The following is a 17,003-nucleotide window of genomic DNA, read 5'->3' as shown; positions in this document are numbered from 1 at the left end:
GAGGTGGGCATGACCAGCACTGTTGACCGAAGCGGCCCCCTGAGTGGGGCCGCTTCGGCCGATCACGGCCGGTTCGACCGGGCCCGCGCCGAGGCCGCGGTCCGCGAGCTGCTGATCGCCTGCGGCGAGGACCCGGACCGCGAGGGTCTGCGGGACACCCCGGCCCGGGTGGCCCGCTCCTACCGCGAGCTGTTCGCCGGCCTGTACACCGATCCGGAGTCGGTGCTGGAGAAGACGTTCGACGAAAGCCATGAGGAATTGGTCCTCGTGACGGATATTCCGATGTATTCCACCTGTGAACACCATCTGGTCCCATTTCACGGGGTGGCGCACGTCGGTTATATTCCGAATGCCAATGGTCGGGTGACCGGATTGTCCAAGCTGGCCCGGCTGGTCGATCTGTATGCGCGCAGACCTCAGGTGCAGGAGCGGCTGACGTCGCAGATCGCGGACGCGTTGATGGCCAAGCTGGAGCCGCGCGGCGCGATTGTGGTGATCGAGGCGGAGCATCTGTGCATGGCGATGCGCGGGGTGCGCAAGCCGGGGGCGCGGACGACGACGTCGGCGGTGCGGGGCATTTTCAAGACTTCGGCGACTTCCAGGGCCGAGGCGATCGAACTGATCAAGGGACGTTAGGTGCACAGCCGGCTGCCGAATCCCGACCGCTGCGTCGTGATGGGTGTGGTGAACGTGACCGCCGACTCGTTTTCCGACGGCGGGCGTTATCTGCGGACCGAGGACGCCGTGCGGCACGGCCTGGAGCTGTGGGAGCGCGGCGCGGACCTGGTGGACGTGGGTGGCGAGTCGACGCGGCCGGGCGCGGACCGGGTGGACTCGGACGTGGAGATCGCCCGGGTGGTGCCGGTGATCGAGCGGCTGGCGGCCCAGGGCGTGCTGGTGAGCGTGGACACGACCCGGGCGGTGGTGGCCGACCGGGCGCTGGACGCGGGCGCGGCGGTGGTCAACGACGTGTCGGGCGGCCTGGCCGACCCGCAGATGGCCAAGGTGGTCGCCACGGCCGGCGCGCCGTGGATCCTGATGCACTGGCGTGGCCACAGCAAGAACATGACCGACCTGGCGACCTACGGCGACGTGGTGGCCGAGGTGTGCGACGAGCTGTCGGCCCGAGTGGACGCGGCGCTGAACGCCGGGGTGTCGGCCGACGCCCTGGTGCTGGATCCGGGCCTGGGCTTCGCCAAGCGACGCGAGCACGACTGGGCCCTGCTGCAAGGCCTGGACCGGTTGCTGGGCCTGGGTTTCCCGCTGCTGGTGGGGGCCTCCCGCAAACGCTTCCTCGGCGCGCTGCTGGCCGACAAGGACGGCAACCCGAGGCCGCCGGACGGCCGCGAGGTGGCGACGGCGACGATCACGGCGCTGGCGGCCGAGAAGGGGGCCTGGGGCGTGCGGGTGCACGACGTGGGCCGGTCCCTGGACGCGGCGCTGGTGGTGCGGGCCTGGCAGAGGGGGAGCGGCGAATGAGCGAGCTTGCGAGCGAGTCATTCAGCGCAGAGCGTCCGCGAACGCGGACACCGAGCGCTAGCGAGGTGTTGCAGTGAGCGACCGGATCACGCTGACCGGGCTGCGGGTGTACGGCTATCACGGCGTGTTCGACCACGAGAAGCGTGACGGCCAGGACTTCCTGGTCGACGTGACGGTGTGGCTGGACCTGACGGCCGCGGCGGCCAGCGACGACCTGACCCAGACGGTGCACTACGGCGAGCTGGCGGAGCGGGTGGCGGCGATCGTGGCCGGCGATCCGCGCGATCTCATCGAGACGGTGGCTGGCGACATTGCCGACGAGGTGCTGGTCGACGAGCGGGTGCGCGAGGTGGAGGTGACGGTGCACAAGCCGTCGGCGCCGATTCCACTGTCCTTCCAGGACGTGGCCGTCACGGTCCGCCGGGCCTGCCCGTGACGCGGGCGGTGCTGTCGCTGGGATCCAACCTGGGCGACCGGTTCGCGTTCCTCCAGGGCGCGGTGACGGGCCTGCGCGAGCGTCTCCAGGCAGTGTCGCCGGTGTACGAGACGGCCGCGTGGGGCGTGGAGGACCAGCCGGACTTCCTGAACGCCGTCGTGATCGTGCACGCCGACGACGTCGACGAGTGGGGCTGGCTGGCCATGGGGCAGCGGCTGGAGAACGAGGCCGGTCGGGTCCGGTTGCGACACTGGGGCCCGCGCACGCTTGATGTCGATGTGGTCACTGTGGACGGTGTGACTTCTGAGCATCCTGATTTGCGGCTGCCCCATCCGGGTACTCCCGAGCGGGCCACCGTGCTGATCCCGTGGCTGGATGTCGAGCCGGACGCGGTGCTGCCCGGGCACGGCCGGGTCGCCGACGTGATGGCCGGGCTGAGCGCCGACGGGGTGCGCCGCCGGGACGACCTCCGGCTGGAGTGGTGATGAAGTTCACGAAAATCCGGGATCTCATCGGTGTTGCGCTGGTAGCCGGTCTGGCCACGGCGATCCTGCTCCGATTCGCCTATTCGGACCTGCCGACGCTGCCGCGGCTAGCCGGCGTGACCTTCGGCGTGCTGGCGATCGTGGAGGCGATCCTGGCCTGGCAGCTGCGCAACCGCATCGCCGGGAAGTCGGGCGCGCGGCCGGTGCAGCCGCTGACGGCGGCCCGGGCGGTCGCGCTGGCCAAGGCGTCGTCGCTGGTGGGTGCGCTCATGGCCGGGGTGTGGGCCGGGGTGCTGCTGACGGTGGTCCCGCTGGCCGCGACCTCCCCGGCGGCGACCGAGGACCGCACCACGGCGTTGATCGGACTGGTCGGCTCGGCCGGGCTGGTGGCGGCCGCGTTGTGGTTGGAGCACTGCTGCAAGACACCGGATCCCCCGCAGCAGGATGACAATGTCGGCCTCCGTTGAGGGGCCAATCGGATTGGGGTAGGTCTCGTTCGGGTAACTGACCGGTACCGTAGAGCCCATGACCGGCCGCAGCGGCTTGACCGAAGGCGAGCGCGGTGACAGCCGTGGATACGGTCGGCTACTCCTGGTAGCGGTTCTCGTCCTGGCCATCGCCGCGACCGCCGTGCTTGTCCTGAGCAACGACGCGAGGTTCTTGCGCCTTGGCGTCCTCGCGGCGCTGTGGGCCGCCCTCGTGGGCGCGTTCCTGGCGGTCAAGTACCGCAGAGAGGCCGCCGCCAGCGAGGACGAGGTGGCCGACCTCCAGGCCGTGTACGAGCTGGAGCTGGAGCGTGAGGTCGCCGCCCGGCGCGAGTACGAGTTGGAGATCGAGGCCGACACGCGCCGCCGCGTCGAGGAGGAGTCCCGGGAGGACCTGGACGCGCTGCGCGGCGAGCTGCGGGCGCTGCGGGAGAACCTGGAGGCCCTGCTCGGCGGCGAGGTGCTGGTCGAGCGGGTGGCGCTGCGGGCGGAGTCGACGCGGATGCGGTCTCTCTCGGACCAGTCGCGGCTGCTGGCCGTCGGCGAGGACCGGCTGATCGCCAGCGCCAAGGAGGAGCGCAAGCCGATCACCGTCGGCACGGTGCGCAAGGAGGCGGCGGTCCGCAAGGAAGCGCCGGCCGACAAATCTGCGCTGCCGACCGAGATGATCGAGCGGATCGCCCACGAGCTGCCGCGCAAGGACCAGGCGTCGCGCCGGCCGGAGCCGAGCCGCCCGGAGCAGGCGCGGCAACCGGTGCGGACCGCGCAGACCGACGCGTTGAGCCGCCCGGCGACGCCGCCGCGGCGCGAGCCGCAGCGCCCGGCGCAGCCGGCCGCCACCCAGTTCGTCAGCCGTCCCGGCGCGGCAAAGCCGGGCGAGACACGCCCGGCCGAGCGGCGGCCCGAGCCCCGGCAGCCCGAGCCGCGCAAGCCGGAGGCCCGGCCGACCGGCATCCCCAACGTGGTCGGCGCGCGGGTGCGCCCGCCGGAGCCGGTCCAGCCCGTCTCGCAGGCGATGTCCCAGCCCCTGTCTCAGCCCATGGCGCAGCCGTCGCGCGCTCCGGAGCCCCGTGAGCCGCGTCGCCCCGAGCCCCGCCAGCCCGAGCAGCGTTCACAGCCGGCGCAGCGGACCGAGCAGACGATGGCGATGCGCCTCAACCCGGAGATGAAGCAGCCGCCCGCCGCCCGCCAGCCCGAGGCGCCGCGCCCGGCCGAGACGTCCGGCCGCCGTCGGCGTCCTGAGGCCGACGCCGCCGTCGCGCCGGAAACCACCGGTCGCCGGCGTCGCCCTGAACCGGAGCCGGCTCCGAAGCAGCACGCAGCCGCCGCGGCACCGCCGGCCGATCCCGCCGTGGACGGTCCGGTGTGGGATCCGGAGCTCGGGGACTGGGTGCCGAACTCGCTGGAGCTGCCGATCCCGGTGCGCACCGGGCCGGCCGTCACTCCGCCGCCGGCCCCGGCCGCCCCGCCGCCTCCGCCGGCCGCCCCCGCGCCCCCAGCCGTCGACACCGGTGCGCACGCCGCCGGCAAGTCGGTCAGCGAGCTGCTGGCGTCCCTGGGCCAGGAAGAGCCCCGCGGCCGCCGTCGCCGTCGCGCCGACGATTAGTCACTTGTCGATGTCGCCGACCACGACGGCGAACGAACCGAGCACCGCGGGCAGGTCGGCGACGGGGGTGGCGGGCAGCAGCGCGGACAGGGCCTGCACGTTGTTGAACGACGGGGTGCGCAGCTTGAGCCGCCACGGGGTTTTCTCGCCGCGTGAGGCCAGGTGTACGCCGGAGATGCCGAGCGGGGCCTCGGTCCACACGTAGACGGAGCCCTCGGGGGCCTTGACCGCCTTGGGCAGCCGCAGGTTGACCGGCCCGGACGGCAGGTCGTCGAGGGTGGACGCGATGAGCCGCAGCGACAGCTCGATCTCGCCGACGACGCAGTCGACCCGGGCCAGCGCATCGCCAGTGGTGCCCAGAACCGGCTGAAAGTCTTGGTACGCAAGGTGTTCGCCGTCGCGACGGAGGTCGACGTCGACGCCGCTGGCCCGGCCGGTGGGGCCGGTGACGCCCAACGCCAGGGCGTCGTCCCGGGACAGCACGCCAAGTCCGGTGTGCCGGGCGCGGAAGGCGTCGTCGTCCACAGTGGTCGAGCGGATCGCCGGCAGCAGCTCGGACAGCGAGACCAGCAGGGCCCGAACGTTCGGGAGCCAGGTGGCGGGCATGTCCTCGCGCAGCCCGCCGATCCGGTTGGCCATGAAGTGGATCCGGCCGCCGGAGGCCTGTTCCATCACGGCCTGCACGGCCTCGCGCCCGCGCAGGGCGGCGGTGGTGCCGGCGGTCGGCTCGCCGGTGAGCTGGCGGGTCAGCGGTGCGAGGAACACCAGATGGGCCAGCATCCGGTTCAGCTCGCACAGGATCATTCGCAACCGAACGGCTCGCGGCGGCACGTCCATGCCGGTCATCCGCTCCACCGCCAGCGCGACGGTGAGCTCGTTGCAGAAGGCGGCGAGCCAGTCGTGCCGGTTGGCCAGGGTGAGGACCTGCCGGTAGTCACGGACCTCGAACAGCTTCTCCGCGCCACGGTGCAGGTGCCCGACCAGCGGCTCGGCCTCGGTGACGACATCGTCCTCGACGACCAGCCGCAGCCGGTACGCGCCGTGTGCCGACGGGTGCAGCGGGCCGAGGTCGATGACGTGGTCGACGCCCAAGTACTTGGCGCCCGCGCCGACGCCGACGGTGATCTGCACGGGTGTCATGCTCGCACGAGCCTGATCGGCGCTGATCGGGGACAGAGCAGCCAGTGGAAGCCGCCGAGGCCGGCGGGATCGCGCAGCTCGGCGACCCGGCTCGCCCGGCCGGCCCCGGCGAGCCAGCCCAGCGGATCCTGCGCGGCGAGCCCGGCGGCCGGCGGCGCATTGGCGATTCCCAGCGCTGCCAACGCTTCCCGCTGCGTCAGCAGCTCGCACGGCCCGGTCGCGGCGGCGACGGCGTCCCATGCGACGTGGGCGGTGATGTCGCAACTGCCATCTGGCACGGGAGTCACCTGCCGGCCGGCGCGGTATCCGGTCAACGTGCCAGCGAACGGCCGTGCCGCGGCGAAGTGGCCGTAGTCGACAGCCAAGGCGGCCCCCGCTGCGACTCGTGCCACCAAGTCCGCCCATGCGGCATCGCGCGTGGCACCGATCTCCGCTCGTTGCCCCTCGACCGACAGCGGCCACCACGCGTCGAGCCACTGCGAGGACACCACCGACCCCAGCGATTCCGTGCCATCTGGCGACACATGCACCTCGCGCACCCGGTTCTCGTGCATCTGCACGACCTGGCACGGCAGCGAGTCCAGCCACTCGTGGGCGATGACCAAGCCCGTCACCTGATCGGGCAGTTCCCGTGACCATTCCACGCCGGCCGGCAGCGACGGCCGGACCAACTCCACCGCCCGCACCCGCAACCGGCCCCGGAAGCGCTTGCCCAGCGCGAAAACCTGCGCGGCCAGCTCCCCGCCGCCGGCCCCGACATCCACGAAGTCCAGCGGATTCGGCCGGTCCAAGGCCACATCCACCCGGTCCAGCAGTTCGACCACGGCCTCGGCCAGCTCCGGGCCGACCAACGGGGAAGTGCGGAAGTGGTCGGCCGGCCGTGACCCGCGGGCGAAGAAGCCCAGAGGTCCGTAGAGGGCTGCCCGCCAGGCCTCCTGCCAGTCGGGGTGTGCCATCACGTCAACTCCATGGCCCTATCGTTCATCCCCGTGACGACAGCAGCGCCACGGACCCGGACAGTGCTGGCCCCGGTGGTCGGACTGGTCGCCCTCGGTCTGGCCGCACTTGTCCTGCTGGGACTGGGAGTGGGCAAGGTGGGCCCGCTGGGAGTGGCGGTCGGCGCGGCCGCCGCGCTCCTGCCGGTCGGCCCGGTGGTGGCCGTGTTCCTGTGGATCGACAGATGGGAGCCCGAGCCGGCCCGGCTGCTGTGGCTGGCCTTCGCCTGGGGCGCCTGTGGGGCGACGATCTGCGCGCTGGTGATCAACAGCACCGCGGAGGCGCTCGGCGATCTCGCGTTCGGGCACGGCGGCGGCAACACTGTGGCCGCCACCATCTCGGCGCCGATCGCCGAGGAGGCGGCCAAGGGCATCTTCCTGGTGGGCCTGCTGGTCTGGCGGCGGCAGGAGTTCGACGGCCTGGTCGACGGCATCGTCTACGCGGGTTTTGTCGCGACCGGCTTCGCCTTCACCGAGAACATCGAGTACTTCGGCCGCGCCTTCGTGACCTACGGCTTCGGCAGCGCGACCAGCGGCGTGGTCGCGGCGTTCATCCTGCGCGGCGTGCTGGCCCCGTTCACACATCCGCTGTTCACGTCGATGACCGGCATTGGGATCGGCCTCTCGGCCCGTAGCAACAGCTCCCGGGTACGGGTGCTCGCGCCGCTGCTCGGCTACCTGTGCGCGGTGCTGCTGCACTCGCTGTGGAACTCCTCGGCCACGCTCGGCGGCGCGGACACGTTCCTGATCGTCTACTTCCTGGTGATCCTGCCGATCCTGGGCGGGATGGCGGCGCTGGTGGTCTGGCAGCGGCGGCGGGAGCAGCGGGTGGTGGCCGCACAGCTGCCGGGCATGGCGGCGGCCGGCTGGATCGCCGACAGCGAGGTGTCGCTGCTGTCCAGCCTGACCGGCCGGCGGGGCTGGCGGACGGCCGTGCGCAGGCGGGCCGGCAGCCATGCCGCCAGGGCCGTGCACTCGTACCAGACGGCCGCGACGGAACTGGCGTTCCTGCGCGACGCGGTGGAGCACGGCACCGCCGGTTCGGACGCTGACGCCCGCCAGCGGCGCTTGCTGGAGACGATGCTGACCGCGCGGCGAGAGGCCGTGAACGCGCCGGACGCGCTGCCGGCCACCCGGCACCACCTGGACCGACGCCAGCAGTGACACCCGGTCTCGGCCGGGACGGCGGCACCCGTGAAACTTGTCACGGGTCGCCGGGCTGAATCGAAGAGTCCGGTTAGCCTCGTCCGGTCCGGTACCCGACGTTCGATCGGGCCTGGAACAGCCACAAGGGAGCTTCAACCACCATGACTCGCCCTGCCCGACTCGCCGTGGGCGTGGTGTCCGCCGGCCGCGTCGGTGCGGTCCTCGGCGCCGCGCTGGCCCGTGCGGGCCACGTCGTCGTCGCGGCGTCCGGCGTGTCCAAGGCCTCGGTCCGACGAGCCGAGGAGCTGCTGCCGGACGTGCCGCTGCTGCCGCCGGACGAGGTGGCGGCGCGCGCCGATCTGGTGCTGCTGGCGGTGCCGGACGACGCCTTGGGCGGCCTGGTCCGTGGCCTGGTGGCGACGGGGTCGTTGCGCCCGGGCCAGATCGTCGTGCACACCTCCGGCGCGCACGGCGTGGACGTGCTCGCGCCCGCGGCGGAGATCGGGGTGCTGCCGCTGGCGCTGCACCCGGCGATGACGTTCACCGGCCGCGCCGAGGACCTGCACCGGGTTGTCGCCTGCTGCGTCGGTGTCACGGCCGGCGAGGACGACTCGGCCGGCTGGAGCGTGGGCGAGGCGCTGGTGGTCGAGATGGGCGCGGAGCCGGTGCGAGTGCCGGAAGCGGTCCGCCCGCTCTATCACGCCGCCCTCACCCACGGTGCCAACCACCTGGCCACGCTGGTGACCGAATGCGTCGACCTGCTGCGCAACGCCGGCATCGAGCCGGCGGAGCGGGTGATCAGCCCGCTGTTGTCGGCGGCGCTGGACAACGCGCTGCGGCACGGCGACCGCGCGCTCACCGGGCCCGTCGCCCGCGGCGACGTCGGCACGGTCCGCAAGCACGTCACCGTGCTGCGCGAGGCCTCGCCCGACGCGCTGCCGGCCTATCTGGCGCTGGCCCGCCGCGCCGCGCGCCGGGCGGCCGACGCCGGGGTGCTGCGCGCGGACGCCGTGCCCGAGATCCTTTCCGTGCTCGACGAGGAGACCGAGAGATGAACCTGACCCGGACCGACTACGCGCCCGGGCAGCTGACCGTGCACTCCGACCCGGAGAAGCTGGGCCGGGTCACCCGGGCGCTGCGCACCGCCGGCCGCAAGGTCGTGCTGGTGCCGACCATGGGCGCGCTGCACGAGGGCCACCTGGAGCTGATCCGCCGGGCCAAGCGGCTGGCCGGCACCGTGGTGGTGGTGTCGATCTTCGTGAACCCGCTGCAGTTCGGCGCGAACGAGGACATCGACCGCTACCCGCGGCCGCTGGAGGCCGACCTGGACAAGCTGCGCGCCGAGGGCGTGGACCTGGCGTTCACCCCGGGCGTCGAGGACATGTACCCGGACACGCCGCAGATCACCGTGCAGGCCGGGCCGCTCGGCGACGAGCTGGAGGGCGCGGTGCGCAAGGGCCACTTCGCCGGCGTGCTGACGGTGGTGGCCAAGCTGTTCAACATCGTCCGGCCGGATATGGCGTTCTTCGGCGAGAAGGACTACCAGCAGTTGACGCTGATCCGCCGGATGGTCCGCGAGCTGCGCTTCGACGTGCAGGTCGTGGGCGTGCCGACGATCAGGGAAGCCGACGGGCTGGCCCTGTCCTCGCGCAACGTCTATCTGTCCCCGGAGCAGCGGGAGGCCGCGGTGGCGCTGTCCGCCGCGCTGGCCGCGGGCCGGCACGCCGGCTTCGACGGCGCCGACGCCGCGCTCAAGGCGGCCGGCGACGTGTTGGCCGCCCAGGACGGGGTAGACGTGTTCTACCTGGAGCTGCGTTCGCCCGACCTCGGCCCCGCGCCGGCCAGCGGGGACGCGCGGCTGCTGGTCGCCGCCAAGGTCGGGGACACCCGGTTGATCGACAACGCTTCGGTGCAGCTCGGCGCCGTGAGCCAGTGAGAGGGGGCGGGACGTGTTCCGCACGATGCTGAAGTCCAAGATCCACAGAGCCACGGTCACCCAGGCCGACCTGCACTACGTCGGCTCGGTCACCATCGACGAGGACCTGATGCAGGCCGCCGACCTGCTGCCCGGCGAGCAGGTGGCCATCGTCGACATCACCAACGGCGCCCGGCTGGAGACCTACGTGATCCCCGGCGAGCGGGGCAGCGGCGTCATCGGCATCAACGGCGCCGCCGCGCACCTGGTGCACCCGGGCGACCTGGTCATCCTGATCTCCTACGGCGTGATGGACGAGATCGAGTCCATCGCCTACCGGCCGAAGATCGTGTTCGTCGACGCCGACAACAAGATCCTGGACCGGGGCGAGGACCCGGCCCACGCGCCGGCCGGCTTCGGCCTCACTTCGGGCGCCGAGCCGCACGCCGAGACCTCCGACGCCGCGCGCCTGGACGCGCTGCTGCAGGCGGAGGCGTAGCCCGCCGTGCTGCTGTGCGTCGACATCGGCAACACCAACATCTCGCTCGGCCTGTTCGAGGGCGATGAGCTGGTGCACGACTGGCGGATGCGCACCGACGAGCGGATGACCGCCGACGAGCTGGCGCTGGGCATGCGAGGCATGCTCGGCCCGCTCGCCGACCAGGTGACCGGGGTGTCCGCGCTGTCCAACGTGCCGGCGGTGCTCCAGGAGCTGCGGGTGATGCTGGCCCGCTACTACGGGGACGTGCCGCGGATCGTCGTGCAGCCGGGGGTGCGCACCGGCGTGCCGCTGCTGGTGGACAACCCGAAGGAGGTGGGCGGGGACCGGCTGGTCAACACCATGGCCGCGCACCACCTGTTCGGCACCGCCTGCGTGGTCGTCGACTTCGGCACCGTCACCAACATCGACGTGTCCACGGCCAAGGGCGAGTTCCTCGGTGGCGCGTTCCTGCCCGGCGTCTCGGTCTCCATCGACGCGCTGGCCGCCAGCGGCGCCCAGCTGCGCCGGGTGGACGTGCGGCGGCCCCGGTCGGTGATCGGCAAGAGCACCGTGGAGTGCCTGCAGTCCGGCATCCTCTACGGCTACTCAGGGCAGGTCGACGGCCTGGTCCGCCGGATGATCGCCGCGCTGGACCAGGACGGGCCGGTCACCGTGATCGCCACCGGCTGGCTGGCCCCGCTGGTGGTCGACGAGGCGGAGCTGATCGGGCACCACATCCCCGAGCTCACTCTGCTCGGCCTACGCCTGGTCTACGAGCGCAACGCCACCCCCGCCGCCTGAGCCCCCCTTTTTTTGCCACATGTGGCCCACATTCGACTCCAGAAGCCACATGTGGACCACATGTGGCGGAAAACCGGTGAGGGGCGGCGGTGGGGGGAGCGTCAGGAGCGGATGGTGCGGACGGTCAGGGTGCGCATCGGGAAGTCGAACTCGCCCTCGGCGGTCTCCGGCCGTGACTTGAGGTAGGCCAGCATCCGGTCCAGGGTCCGGCTGCGCTCCGGCTCCGGCATCGTCAGGAACAGCGAGTGCGTGCTGGCGGTGGCGACCAGTGACTCGGCGGTCCGTCGCTGGCGGTGCGGGAAGTCCGTCCGCTCCAGGTCGCCGAACGGGCCGAGCTCGACCGGCAGATGGATGCCCCGGGCGCCGCCGGTCGTGTTTGCGGTGTGGATCCCGTCCAGCCCGACCACCCAGTCCACGCTGAAGTCGTCGTCGTTGGACAGGCCGCCCAGCACGCCGCCGGGCCGCAGCACGCGACCGATCTCCGGCAGCGCCCGCTCGTGGTCGAACCAGTGCATGGCCTGCCCGACCAGCACCGCGTCCACGGAGGCGTCGGCCAGCGGGATCTGCTCGGCGGTGCCGGCCAGGGCGGTCACGTCCGGCAGCAGCGCGGACAGCTCCGCCCGCATCGCGTCGTCCGGCTCCACGGCCACCACCTCGAATCCGAGGTCAACGATCACCGCGGTCAGCTTGCCGGTGCCGGCGGCCAGGTCCAGCACCCGCGGCCGACCGGCCGCCACCGGAGCCATGGCCCATTCCACGGCCGCCGTGGGGTAGTCGGGACGGTGTTCCGCGTAGTCCGCCGCTCGACTGCCGAACGAGGACGCCCGCCTGGAGATCAACTCGTCACGTGCCATGTTCCGAAGTTAACCGGTTCGTGGTGACGGGCGGTGAGTCCGTAACCTTGTGAGCCGTGACCGAACACAACCCTTCCCATTCCGCCACGGACGACGACCTTCCCGAGCAGCTCCGCATCCGCCGGGAGAAGCGTGAGCGGATGCTGGAACGGGGCGTGTCGCCCTATCCGGTCGAGCTGCCGCGCACCCACACGCTGCGCGAGGTCCGTGAATCGCATCAGGATCTGCCGCTGGACACCGCGACCGGCGACATCGTCGGCGTCACCGGCCGGGTGATGTTCATCCGCAACACCGGCAAGCTGTGCTTCGCCACGTTGCGTGAGGGCGACGGAACCGAACTGCAGGCGATGCTGAGCCTGGCCCAGGTCGGGGAGGACGCGCTTTCCGACTGGAAGGCGACCGTCGACCTGGGCGATCACGTATTCGTTCACGGCGAGGTCATCACCTCCCGCCGCGGCGAACTCTCGGTGATGGCCGACGAGTGGCGGATGGCGGCCAAGTCGCTTCGCCCGCTGCCGGTCGCGCACAAGGAGCTGGCTGAGGAAACGCGCATTCGGCAGCGTTACGTCGACCTGATCCTGCGGCCGCAGGCCATGCAGACCGTGCGCACCAGGGCGGGTGTTGTTCGGTCGCTGCGTGAATCGTTCCACCAGCGGGGTTTCCTCGAAGTCGAGACGCCGATGCTGCAAACGTTGCAGGGCGGCGCCACCGCGCGTCCGTTCGTCACGCACTCGAACGCGCTGGGCATTGAGCTGTTCCTGCGGATCGCGCCGGAACTGTACCTGAAGCGCTGTGTGGTCGGCGGTATCGAGAAGGTCTTCGAGATCAACAGGAACTTCCGGAACGAGGGATCCGACTCCTCGCACTCGCCGGAGTTCGCGATGCTCGAGTTCTACCAGGCCTATGGCACCTACGACTCGATGGCCACGCTGACCAGGCAGCTCATCCAGGAGTCGGCCCAGGCGGTGCTGGGCACGCAGGTCGTCACGCTGGCCGACGGTACCGAGTACGACCTGTCCGGCGACTGGACCGAGCTGACCATGTACGGCTCGCTGTCCGAGGCGCTGGACTCGGAGATCACCCCGCAGACCCCGGCCGAGCTGCTGCGCAAGCACGCCGACTCCCGCGGCCTGGAGGTGGACCCGAAGCTGGGCCACGGAAAGCTCGTCGAGGAACTGTTCGAGCACCTGGTCGGCGACCACCTGCACGCGCCGACATTCGTGCGCGATTTCCCGGTCGAGACCTCGCCGCTGACCCGCGAGCACCGCGATACGCCCGGCCTGGCCGAGAAGTGGGACCTCTACGTCCGCGGATTCGAGCTGGCCACCGGTTACTCCGAGCTGGTGGATCCGGTGGTGGAGCGGCAGCGGCTGGTCGAGCAGTCGCGCCTGGCCGCGGCCGGCGACGCCGAGGCGATGCCGGTGGACGAGGACTTTCTGCGTTCGTTGGAGTACGGAATGCCACCGAGCGGTGGTGTCGGAATGGGCATCGATCGCCTCCTGATGGCGCTCACCGGTCTCGGTATCCGGGAGACCATCATGTTCCCACTCGTGCGACCCGAATGAGGTGAATCGGCGGCTGCCATTGACGGCGCGCGTTAGATATGCGCTAATCTGTCCCCAAGACAGACTTTGTCGGGCAGCCGCCGGTTGGACCCCTTTCCGCGGCGCACTCTGTATAGGAGGCCGCTCATGGCGCAGAAGGTCACTGTCGCCCTGATCGATGACCTGGACGGGTCCGAAGCCAGCGAGACTCTTGAGTTCGCACTCGACGGCGTGGCCTACCAGATCGATCTTTCGGTGAACAATGCGAGCAGGCTTCGTGACGGATTGGCGGCTTTCGTGGCGTCGGCCCGCCGTTCCGGCGGCCGCAAGCGCAACCCCGGTCCCCGGGCCGGAGCCGCCGGCAAGACGCCGCGTCCGGCGGCGGCCGACCGCGAGCAGAATCAGGCCATTCGGGAATGGGCCCGCAAGCAGGGCATGAAGGTGTCCGACCGGGGCCGCATCCCGGCCGAGGTGCTGGACTCCTACCACCAGCAGGCCTGAACACCAGTGCTGTGTCGGAAGGGCCGCCCACCGGGCGGCCCTTCCGGCTGTTCGGCGGGCGAGGGCGCGCCCCCGCTGGGAAGGGGGCTTTCCCTGCATTGAACGCAGGGAAAGCCCCCCTTCCCAGCACGACCTTGACCGGGCCCCGCCCGATCCTCCCCGTGACTGCGGTTAGGCTAACCAAAGTCGGAGAGGAGGGCTGGTGGGCGCAGTCGCGCGGCGTCGTCGCCGCCGGATCGTCGGGCTCCTGGTCCTGCTCGCACTGGCCGTGCTGGCCGGCCTGGCCAGCATCGCGATCGGCGCCAAGCCGATCGGCCTGGACGGCGTGTGGCACGGCCTGGTCGCGCCGACCGGCAGCGAGAACGACATCATCATTCGCTCCCTGCGCATCCCGAGGACCGAACTGGCGGTGCTGGCCGGCGCGGCGCTGGGCGTGGCCGGCTCGCTGATCCAGGGCCACACCCGCAACCCGCTGGCCGACCCGGGCCTGCTCGGCGTCACCAGCGGCGCGGCCTTCGCCGTGGTGATCGGCATCTTCGCGTTCGGCCTGACCAGCCTGTACAGCTACGTGTGGCTGGCCTTCGCCGGCGCGGTCGTGACCACGGCGGTGGTGTTCCTGCTCGGCTCGGCCGGCCGGGGCGGGCCGACGCCGCTGACCCTGGCGCTGGCCGGGGCGGCGGTCAGCGCGCTGATGGCCGGCCTGATCTCGGCGATGGCGGTGATCGACCAGCAGAGCCTGGAGACGTTCCGGTTCTGGCGGGTGGGCGCGGTCGCCGGCCGCGACCCCGTGGTCATCGGGCAGGTGCTGCCGTTCCTGGCCGTGGGAATGGTGCTGGCCCTGGCCAACGCGCCCGGTCTGAACGCGCTGTCGCTCGGCGAGGACGTGGCCCGCTCCATTGGCCAGCACGTGACGCGGACCCGGGTGCTGGGCATCGTGGCGATCACGCTGCTGACCGGCGGCGCGGTCGCGGCCTGCGGGCCGATCGGCTTCGTCGGCCTGGTGGTGCCGCACGTCGCACGATTCATCACCGGCCCCGACCACCGCTGGCTGCTGCCGTACTCCGGGCTGATCGGCGCGGTGCTGATGCTGGTCGCCGACATCATCGGCCGGGTGATCGCCTGGCCCAGCGAACTCCAGGTGGGCATCGTGCTGGCGCTGATCGGCGCGCCGGTGTTCGTCGGCATCGTGCGACGCAAGCGGCTGGTGCGACTGTGACGGCGCTGCAAGGGGTTCGCATCGGCCCGGTCGGCCTGCGGTTCCGGCTGCGGCCGCTGCTGGTGCCGTTGCTCGCGCTGGCGCTGTTGGTGCTGGTGGTGGCCCTGAACATTCGGCTCGGCGACTTCCCGATGACCGTCGGCGACGTGCTGCGTGTGCTGGTCGGCGCGGGCGACCCGACCGAGCAGTACATCGTCTTCGATCTGCGGCTGCCGCGGACGCTGACCGGCCTGCTGGTCGGGGCCGCGTTGGGCATGTCCGGCGCGATCACGCAGGCGATCTCCCGCAACCCGCTGGCCAGCCCGGACGTCCTCGGCGTCACGCCGGGCGCCTCGGCCGGGGCGGTCGGCGTGATCGTGTTGGCCAGCGGCTTCGGCGGGGTGGCAGGCGTCGCCGGGGCGATCGGTCTGCCGGTGGCGGCGCTGATCGGCGGCCTGCTGTCGGCCGGGCTGGTCTACCTGCTGGCCTGGCGGCGTGGGGTGGACGGCTACCGGCTGGTGCTGGTGGGCATCGGCGTGCAGGCGTTCATGCTCAACCTGACGTACTGGCTGCTCACCATCGGCGACATCAGCCAGGCCGGCCAGGCGCTGGTGTGGATCACCGGCAGCCTCAACGGCCGCAGCTGGTCCGACCTGGTGCCGGTGGCGATCGCCCTGGGCGTGTTCCTGCCCCTGTCACTGGTCGGCGCGCATGTCCTCGGCGCGCTCCAGTTCGACGACGACACCGTGCGCAATCTGGGCGCACGGGTGGAACTCAGCCGGTTCGCGATGATCCTGATCGCGGTCATCCTGGCCGCCGTCGCGACCGCCGCGGCCGGTCCGGTGCTGTTCGTCGCCCTGGCCACGCCGCAGATCGCCGTGCGGCTGGCCGGCACCGCCCGGCCGCCGCTGATCGCCTCGGCCGTGCTTGGCGCGCTGCTGATCAGCGTCTCCGACCTGGTCGCGCGGACCGCCTTCGGCATTGAGCTGCCGGTCGGCGTGGTGACCGCCGTGCTCGGCGCGCCGTACCTGATGTTCCTGATCATTCGGAAGCGCCGGGAGGTGCGGGCGTGACGGCACGACTGCGGGCCGAGTCGCTGCGGCTGGGCTACGGCGACGCCCTGGTCGTCGACGGCCTCGACCTGGACGTCGTCGGTGGCACGGTGACCGCCGTGATCGGGCCCAACGGCTGCGGCAAGTCCACCCTGCTGCGGGCCATGGGCCGACTGCTCGCGCCGCAGGGTGGGCAGGTGCTGCTGGACGGCAAGCGCATCGACAAGATGCCGACCCGCGAGGTGGCCAAACTGCTCGGCGTGCTGCCGCAGTCGCCGCAGGCCCCCGAAGGCCTCACCGTGGCCGACCTGGTCGCCCGTGGCCGGCACCCGCATCAGGCCTGGTACCGGCAGTGGTCGTCTGACGACCACGCCGCCATCGACGAGGCGCTGGCCATGACCGGCATGACCGACTTCGCCGACCGTACCCTCGACCAGCTCTCCGGCGGCCAGCGGCAGCGGGCGTGGATCTCCATGGCGCTGGCCCAGGGCACCGAGCTGCTGCTGCTCGACGAGCCGACGACGTATCTGGACCTGGCCCACCAGGTCGACGTGCTGGATCTCGTGCAGCGGCTGCACAGCGAGCTGGGCCGGACCGTGGTGATGGTGCTGCACGACCTCAACCTGGCCGCCCGCTACGCCGACCGCCTGGTCGCCCTGCGCGCCGGCAAGATCGTCGCCCAGGGCCGGCCGCACGACGTGCTGACCGAGGACCTGCTGCGCGAGGTCTTCGAGCTGGAGGCCAAGGTCATCGACGACCCGGTGGCCGGCACCCCGCTCGTCGTCCCCATCGGCACCCGCCACCGCACCTGACCCCGCCCCCACCTTTTCTGCCACATGTGGTCCACATTCGACTTCTGGCGTCGAATGTGGACCACATGTGGCTTTC

At 71.7% G+C, this 17,003-nt stretch carries 19 protein-coding genes; 16 read left to right on the top strand and 3 right to left on the bottom strand.

The annotated features are described in order from the left end of the window. Window positions 1–9: 9 nt before the first annotated feature. The 6 genes from folE (at window position 10) to JJ691_RS37135 (ending at window position 4,491) form a co-directional block, all read left to right on the top strand. Window positions 10–636: a GTP cyclohydrolase I FolE gene (folE, locus tag JJ691_RS37160; RefSeq protein ID WP_211764195.1), complete on the top strand. Its 627-nt coding sequence runs from the start codon at window positions 10–12 to the stop codon at window positions 634–636. 39 nt (window positions 637–675) lie between these two features. Beyond that, on the top strand, window positions 676–1,479 hold the full coding sequence (gene folP, locus JJ691_RS37155) for a dihydropteroate synthase (protein WP_211771946.1): 804 nt from the start codon (window positions 676–678) through the stop codon (window positions 1,477–1,479). Between the two features lie 73 nt (window positions 1,480–1,552). Further along, window positions 1,553–1,915, top strand: a complete 363-nt coding sequence (gene folB / locus JJ691_RS37150; RefSeq protein WP_211764194.1) for a dihydroneopterin aldolase — start codon at window positions 1,553–1,555, stop codon at window positions 1,913–1,915. Beyond that, window positions 1,912–2,400 carry a 2-amino-4-hydroxy-6-hydroxymethyldihydropteridine diphosphokinase gene (gene folK / locus JJ691_RS37145; protein ID WP_211764193.1) on the top strand — a complete coding sequence of 163 codons (489 nt, stop codon included), beginning with the start codon at window positions 1,912–1,914 and terminating at the stop codon, window positions 2,398–2,400. The genes folB and folK overlap by 4 nt, the downstream gene beginning before the upstream one ends. Further along, window positions 2,400–2,867: a DUF3180 domain-containing protein gene (locus JJ691_RS37140; protein ID WP_211764192.1), complete on the top strand. Its 468-nt coding sequence runs from the start codon at window positions 2,400–2,402 to the stop codon at window positions 2,865–2,867. The genes folK and JJ691_RS37140 overlap by 1 nt, the downstream gene beginning before the upstream one ends. Before the next feature lie 58 nt (window positions 2,868–2,925). Then, window positions 2,926–4,491, top strand: coding sequence for a DUF6779 domain-containing protein (locus JJ691_RS37135; protein WP_211764191.1), 1,566 nt, complete (start codon window positions 2,926–2,928; stop codon window positions 4,489–4,491). Here JJ691_RS37135 and JJ691_RS37130 read toward each other — a convergent pair whose 3' ends face one another. Then, a complete protein-coding gene (locus JJ691_RS37130) occupies window positions 4,492–5,631 on the bottom strand; it encodes an NADH-quinone oxidoreductase subunit D (RefSeq protein ID WP_249227258.1) in 1,140 nt (379 codons plus the stop codon). It abuts the gene before it with no gap. Continuing rightward, window positions 5,628–6,587 (bottom strand): SAM-dependent methyltransferase, encoded by a 960-nt coding sequence (locus JJ691_RS37125; RefSeq protein ID WP_211764189.1) that lies wholly within the window; start codon window positions 6,585–6,587, stop codon window positions 5,628–5,630. Before JJ691_RS37125 ends, JJ691_RS37130 begins: the two co-directional genes overlap by 4 nt. Before the next feature lie 63 nt (window positions 6,588–6,650). Between JJ691_RS37125 and JJ691_RS37120 the strand changes: the two genes are divergently transcribed. The 5 genes from JJ691_RS37120 (at window position 6,651) to JJ691_RS37100 (ending at window position 10,969) form a co-directional block, all read left to right on the top strand. After that, entirely contained in the window at window positions 6,651–7,790 is a 1,140-nt protein-coding gene (locus JJ691_RS37120) for a PrsW family intramembrane metalloprotease (protein ID WP_249228323.1), read from the top strand. A gap of 143 nt (window positions 7,791–7,933) precedes the next feature. Then, the gene (locus JJ691_RS37115) at window positions 7,934–8,827 is read left to right on the top strand and encodes a Rossmann-like and DUF2520 domain-containing protein (RefSeq protein ID WP_211764187.1); all 894 of its coding nucleotides are present in this window, start codon (window positions 7,934–7,936) and stop codon (window positions 8,825–8,827) included. Beyond that, complete coding sequence (gene panC, locus JJ691_RS37110) at window positions 8,824–9,708, top strand: pantoate--beta-alanine ligase (protein WP_211764186.1); 885 nt, start codon at window positions 8,824–8,826, stop codon at window positions 9,706–9,708. The genes JJ691_RS37115 and panC overlap by 4 nt, the downstream gene beginning before the upstream one ends. A gap of 13 nt (window positions 9,709–9,721) precedes the next feature. Continuing rightward, window positions 9,722–10,186: an aspartate 1-decarboxylase gene (gene panD / locus JJ691_RS37105; RefSeq protein WP_211764185.1), complete on the top strand. Its 465-nt coding sequence runs from the start codon at window positions 9,722–9,724 to the stop codon at window positions 10,184–10,186. A gap of 6 nt (window positions 10,187–10,192) precedes the next feature. Next, window positions 10,193–10,969 (top strand): type III pantothenate kinase, encoded by a 777-nt coding sequence (locus JJ691_RS37100; RefSeq protein WP_211764184.1) that lies wholly within the window; start codon window positions 10,193–10,195, stop codon window positions 10,967–10,969. A gap of 101 nt (window positions 10,970–11,070) precedes the next feature. Here JJ691_RS37100 and JJ691_RS37095 read toward each other — a convergent pair whose 3' ends face one another. Next, the gene (locus JJ691_RS37095; protein WP_211764183.1) at window positions 11,071–11,823 is read right to left on the bottom strand and encodes a class I SAM-dependent methyltransferase; all 753 of its coding nucleotides are present in this window, start codon (window positions 11,821–11,823) and stop codon (window positions 11,071–11,073) included. Window positions 11,824–11,879: 56 nt separating this feature from the next. Here JJ691_RS37095 and lysS point away from each other — a divergent pair, with 56 nt between their 5' ends. From lysS to JJ691_RS37070, 5 genes are all read left to right on the top strand, one after another. Next, a complete protein-coding gene (lysS, locus tag JJ691_RS37090) occupies window positions 11,880–13,388 on the top strand; it encodes a lysine--tRNA ligase (protein WP_211764182.1) in 1,509 nt (502 codons plus the stop codon). Window positions 13,389–13,514: 126 nt separating this feature from the next. Further along, window positions 13,515–13,868, top strand: a complete 354-nt coding sequence (locus JJ691_RS37085; RefSeq protein WP_211764181.1) for a histone-like nucleoid-structuring protein Lsr2 — start codon at window positions 13,515–13,517, stop codon at window positions 13,866–13,868. Window positions 13,869–14,070: 202 nt separating this feature from the next. Continuing rightward, the gene (locus JJ691_RS37080) at window positions 14,071–15,084 is read left to right on the top strand and encodes a FecCD family ABC transporter permease (RefSeq protein ID WP_249227257.1); all 1,014 of its coding nucleotides are present in this window, start codon (window positions 14,071–14,073) and stop codon (window positions 15,082–15,084) included. Further along, on the top strand, window positions 15,081–16,136 hold the full coding sequence (locus JJ691_RS37075) for a FecCD family ABC transporter permease (RefSeq protein WP_211764180.1): 1,056 nt from the start codon (window positions 15,081–15,083) through the stop codon (window positions 16,134–16,136). The genes JJ691_RS37080 and JJ691_RS37075 overlap by 4 nt, the downstream gene beginning before the upstream one ends. Then, the gene (locus tag JJ691_RS37070; protein ID WP_211764179.1) at window positions 16,133–16,927 is read left to right on the top strand and encodes an ABC transporter ATP-binding protein; all 795 of its coding nucleotides are present in this window, start codon (window positions 16,133–16,135) and stop codon (window positions 16,925–16,927) included. The genes JJ691_RS37075 and JJ691_RS37070 overlap by 4 nt, the downstream gene beginning before the upstream one ends. The last annotated feature ends 76 nt before the right edge of the window (window positions 16,928–17,003 follow it).

This window comes from Kutzneria sp. CA-103260 (assembly GCF_018263855.1).
GTDB lineage: Bacteria > Actinomycetota > Actinomycetes > Mycobacteriales > Pseudonocardiaceae > Kutzneria.
Note: the sequence above shows the minus strand (reverse complement) of the source record. Positions and strands in the feature narration are given on the sequence as shown.

Bases quoted from the DNA above. Each gene is read 5' to 3' on its own strand.
- JJ691_RS37115 (WP_211764187.1), top strand. From the start codon at position 7,934: ATGACTCGCCCTGCCCGACTCGCCGTGGGCGTGGTGTCCGCCGGCCGC.
- JJ691_RS37140 (WP_211764192.1), top strand. From the start codon at position 2,400: ATGAAGTTCACGAAAATCCGGGATCTCATCGGTGTTGCGCTGGTAGCC.
- folE (WP_211764195.1), top strand. From the start codon at position 10: ATGACCAGCACTGTTGACCGAAGCGGCCCCCTGAGTGGGGCCGCTTCG.
- JJ691_RS37130 (WP_249227258.1), bottom strand. From the start codon at position 5,631: ATGACACCCGTGCAGATCACCGTCGGCGTCGGCGCGGGCGCCAAGTAC.
- folP (WP_211771946.1), top strand. From the start codon at position 676: ATGGGTGTGGTGAACGTGACCGCCGACTCGTTTTCCGACGGCGGGCGT.
- JJ691_RS37085 (WP_211764181.1), top strand. From the start codon at position 13,515: ATGGCGCAGAAGGTCACTGTCGCCCTGATCGATGACCTGGACGGGTCC.
- JJ691_RS37135 (WP_211764191.1), top strand. From the start codon at position 2,926: ATGACCGGCCGCAGCGGCTTGACCGAAGGCGAGCGCGGTGACAGCCGT.
- panC (WP_211764186.1), top strand. From the start codon at position 8,824: ATGAACCTGACCCGGACCGACTACGCGCCCGGGCAGCTGACCGTGCAC.
- JJ691_RS37095 (WP_211764183.1), bottom strand. From the start codon at position 11,823: ATGGCACGTGACGAGTTGATCTCCAGGCGGGCGTCCTCGTTCGGCAGT.
- JJ691_RS37125 (WP_211764189.1), bottom strand. From the start codon at position 6,587: ATGGCACACCCCGACTGGCAGGAGGCCTGGCGGGCAGCCCTCTACGGA.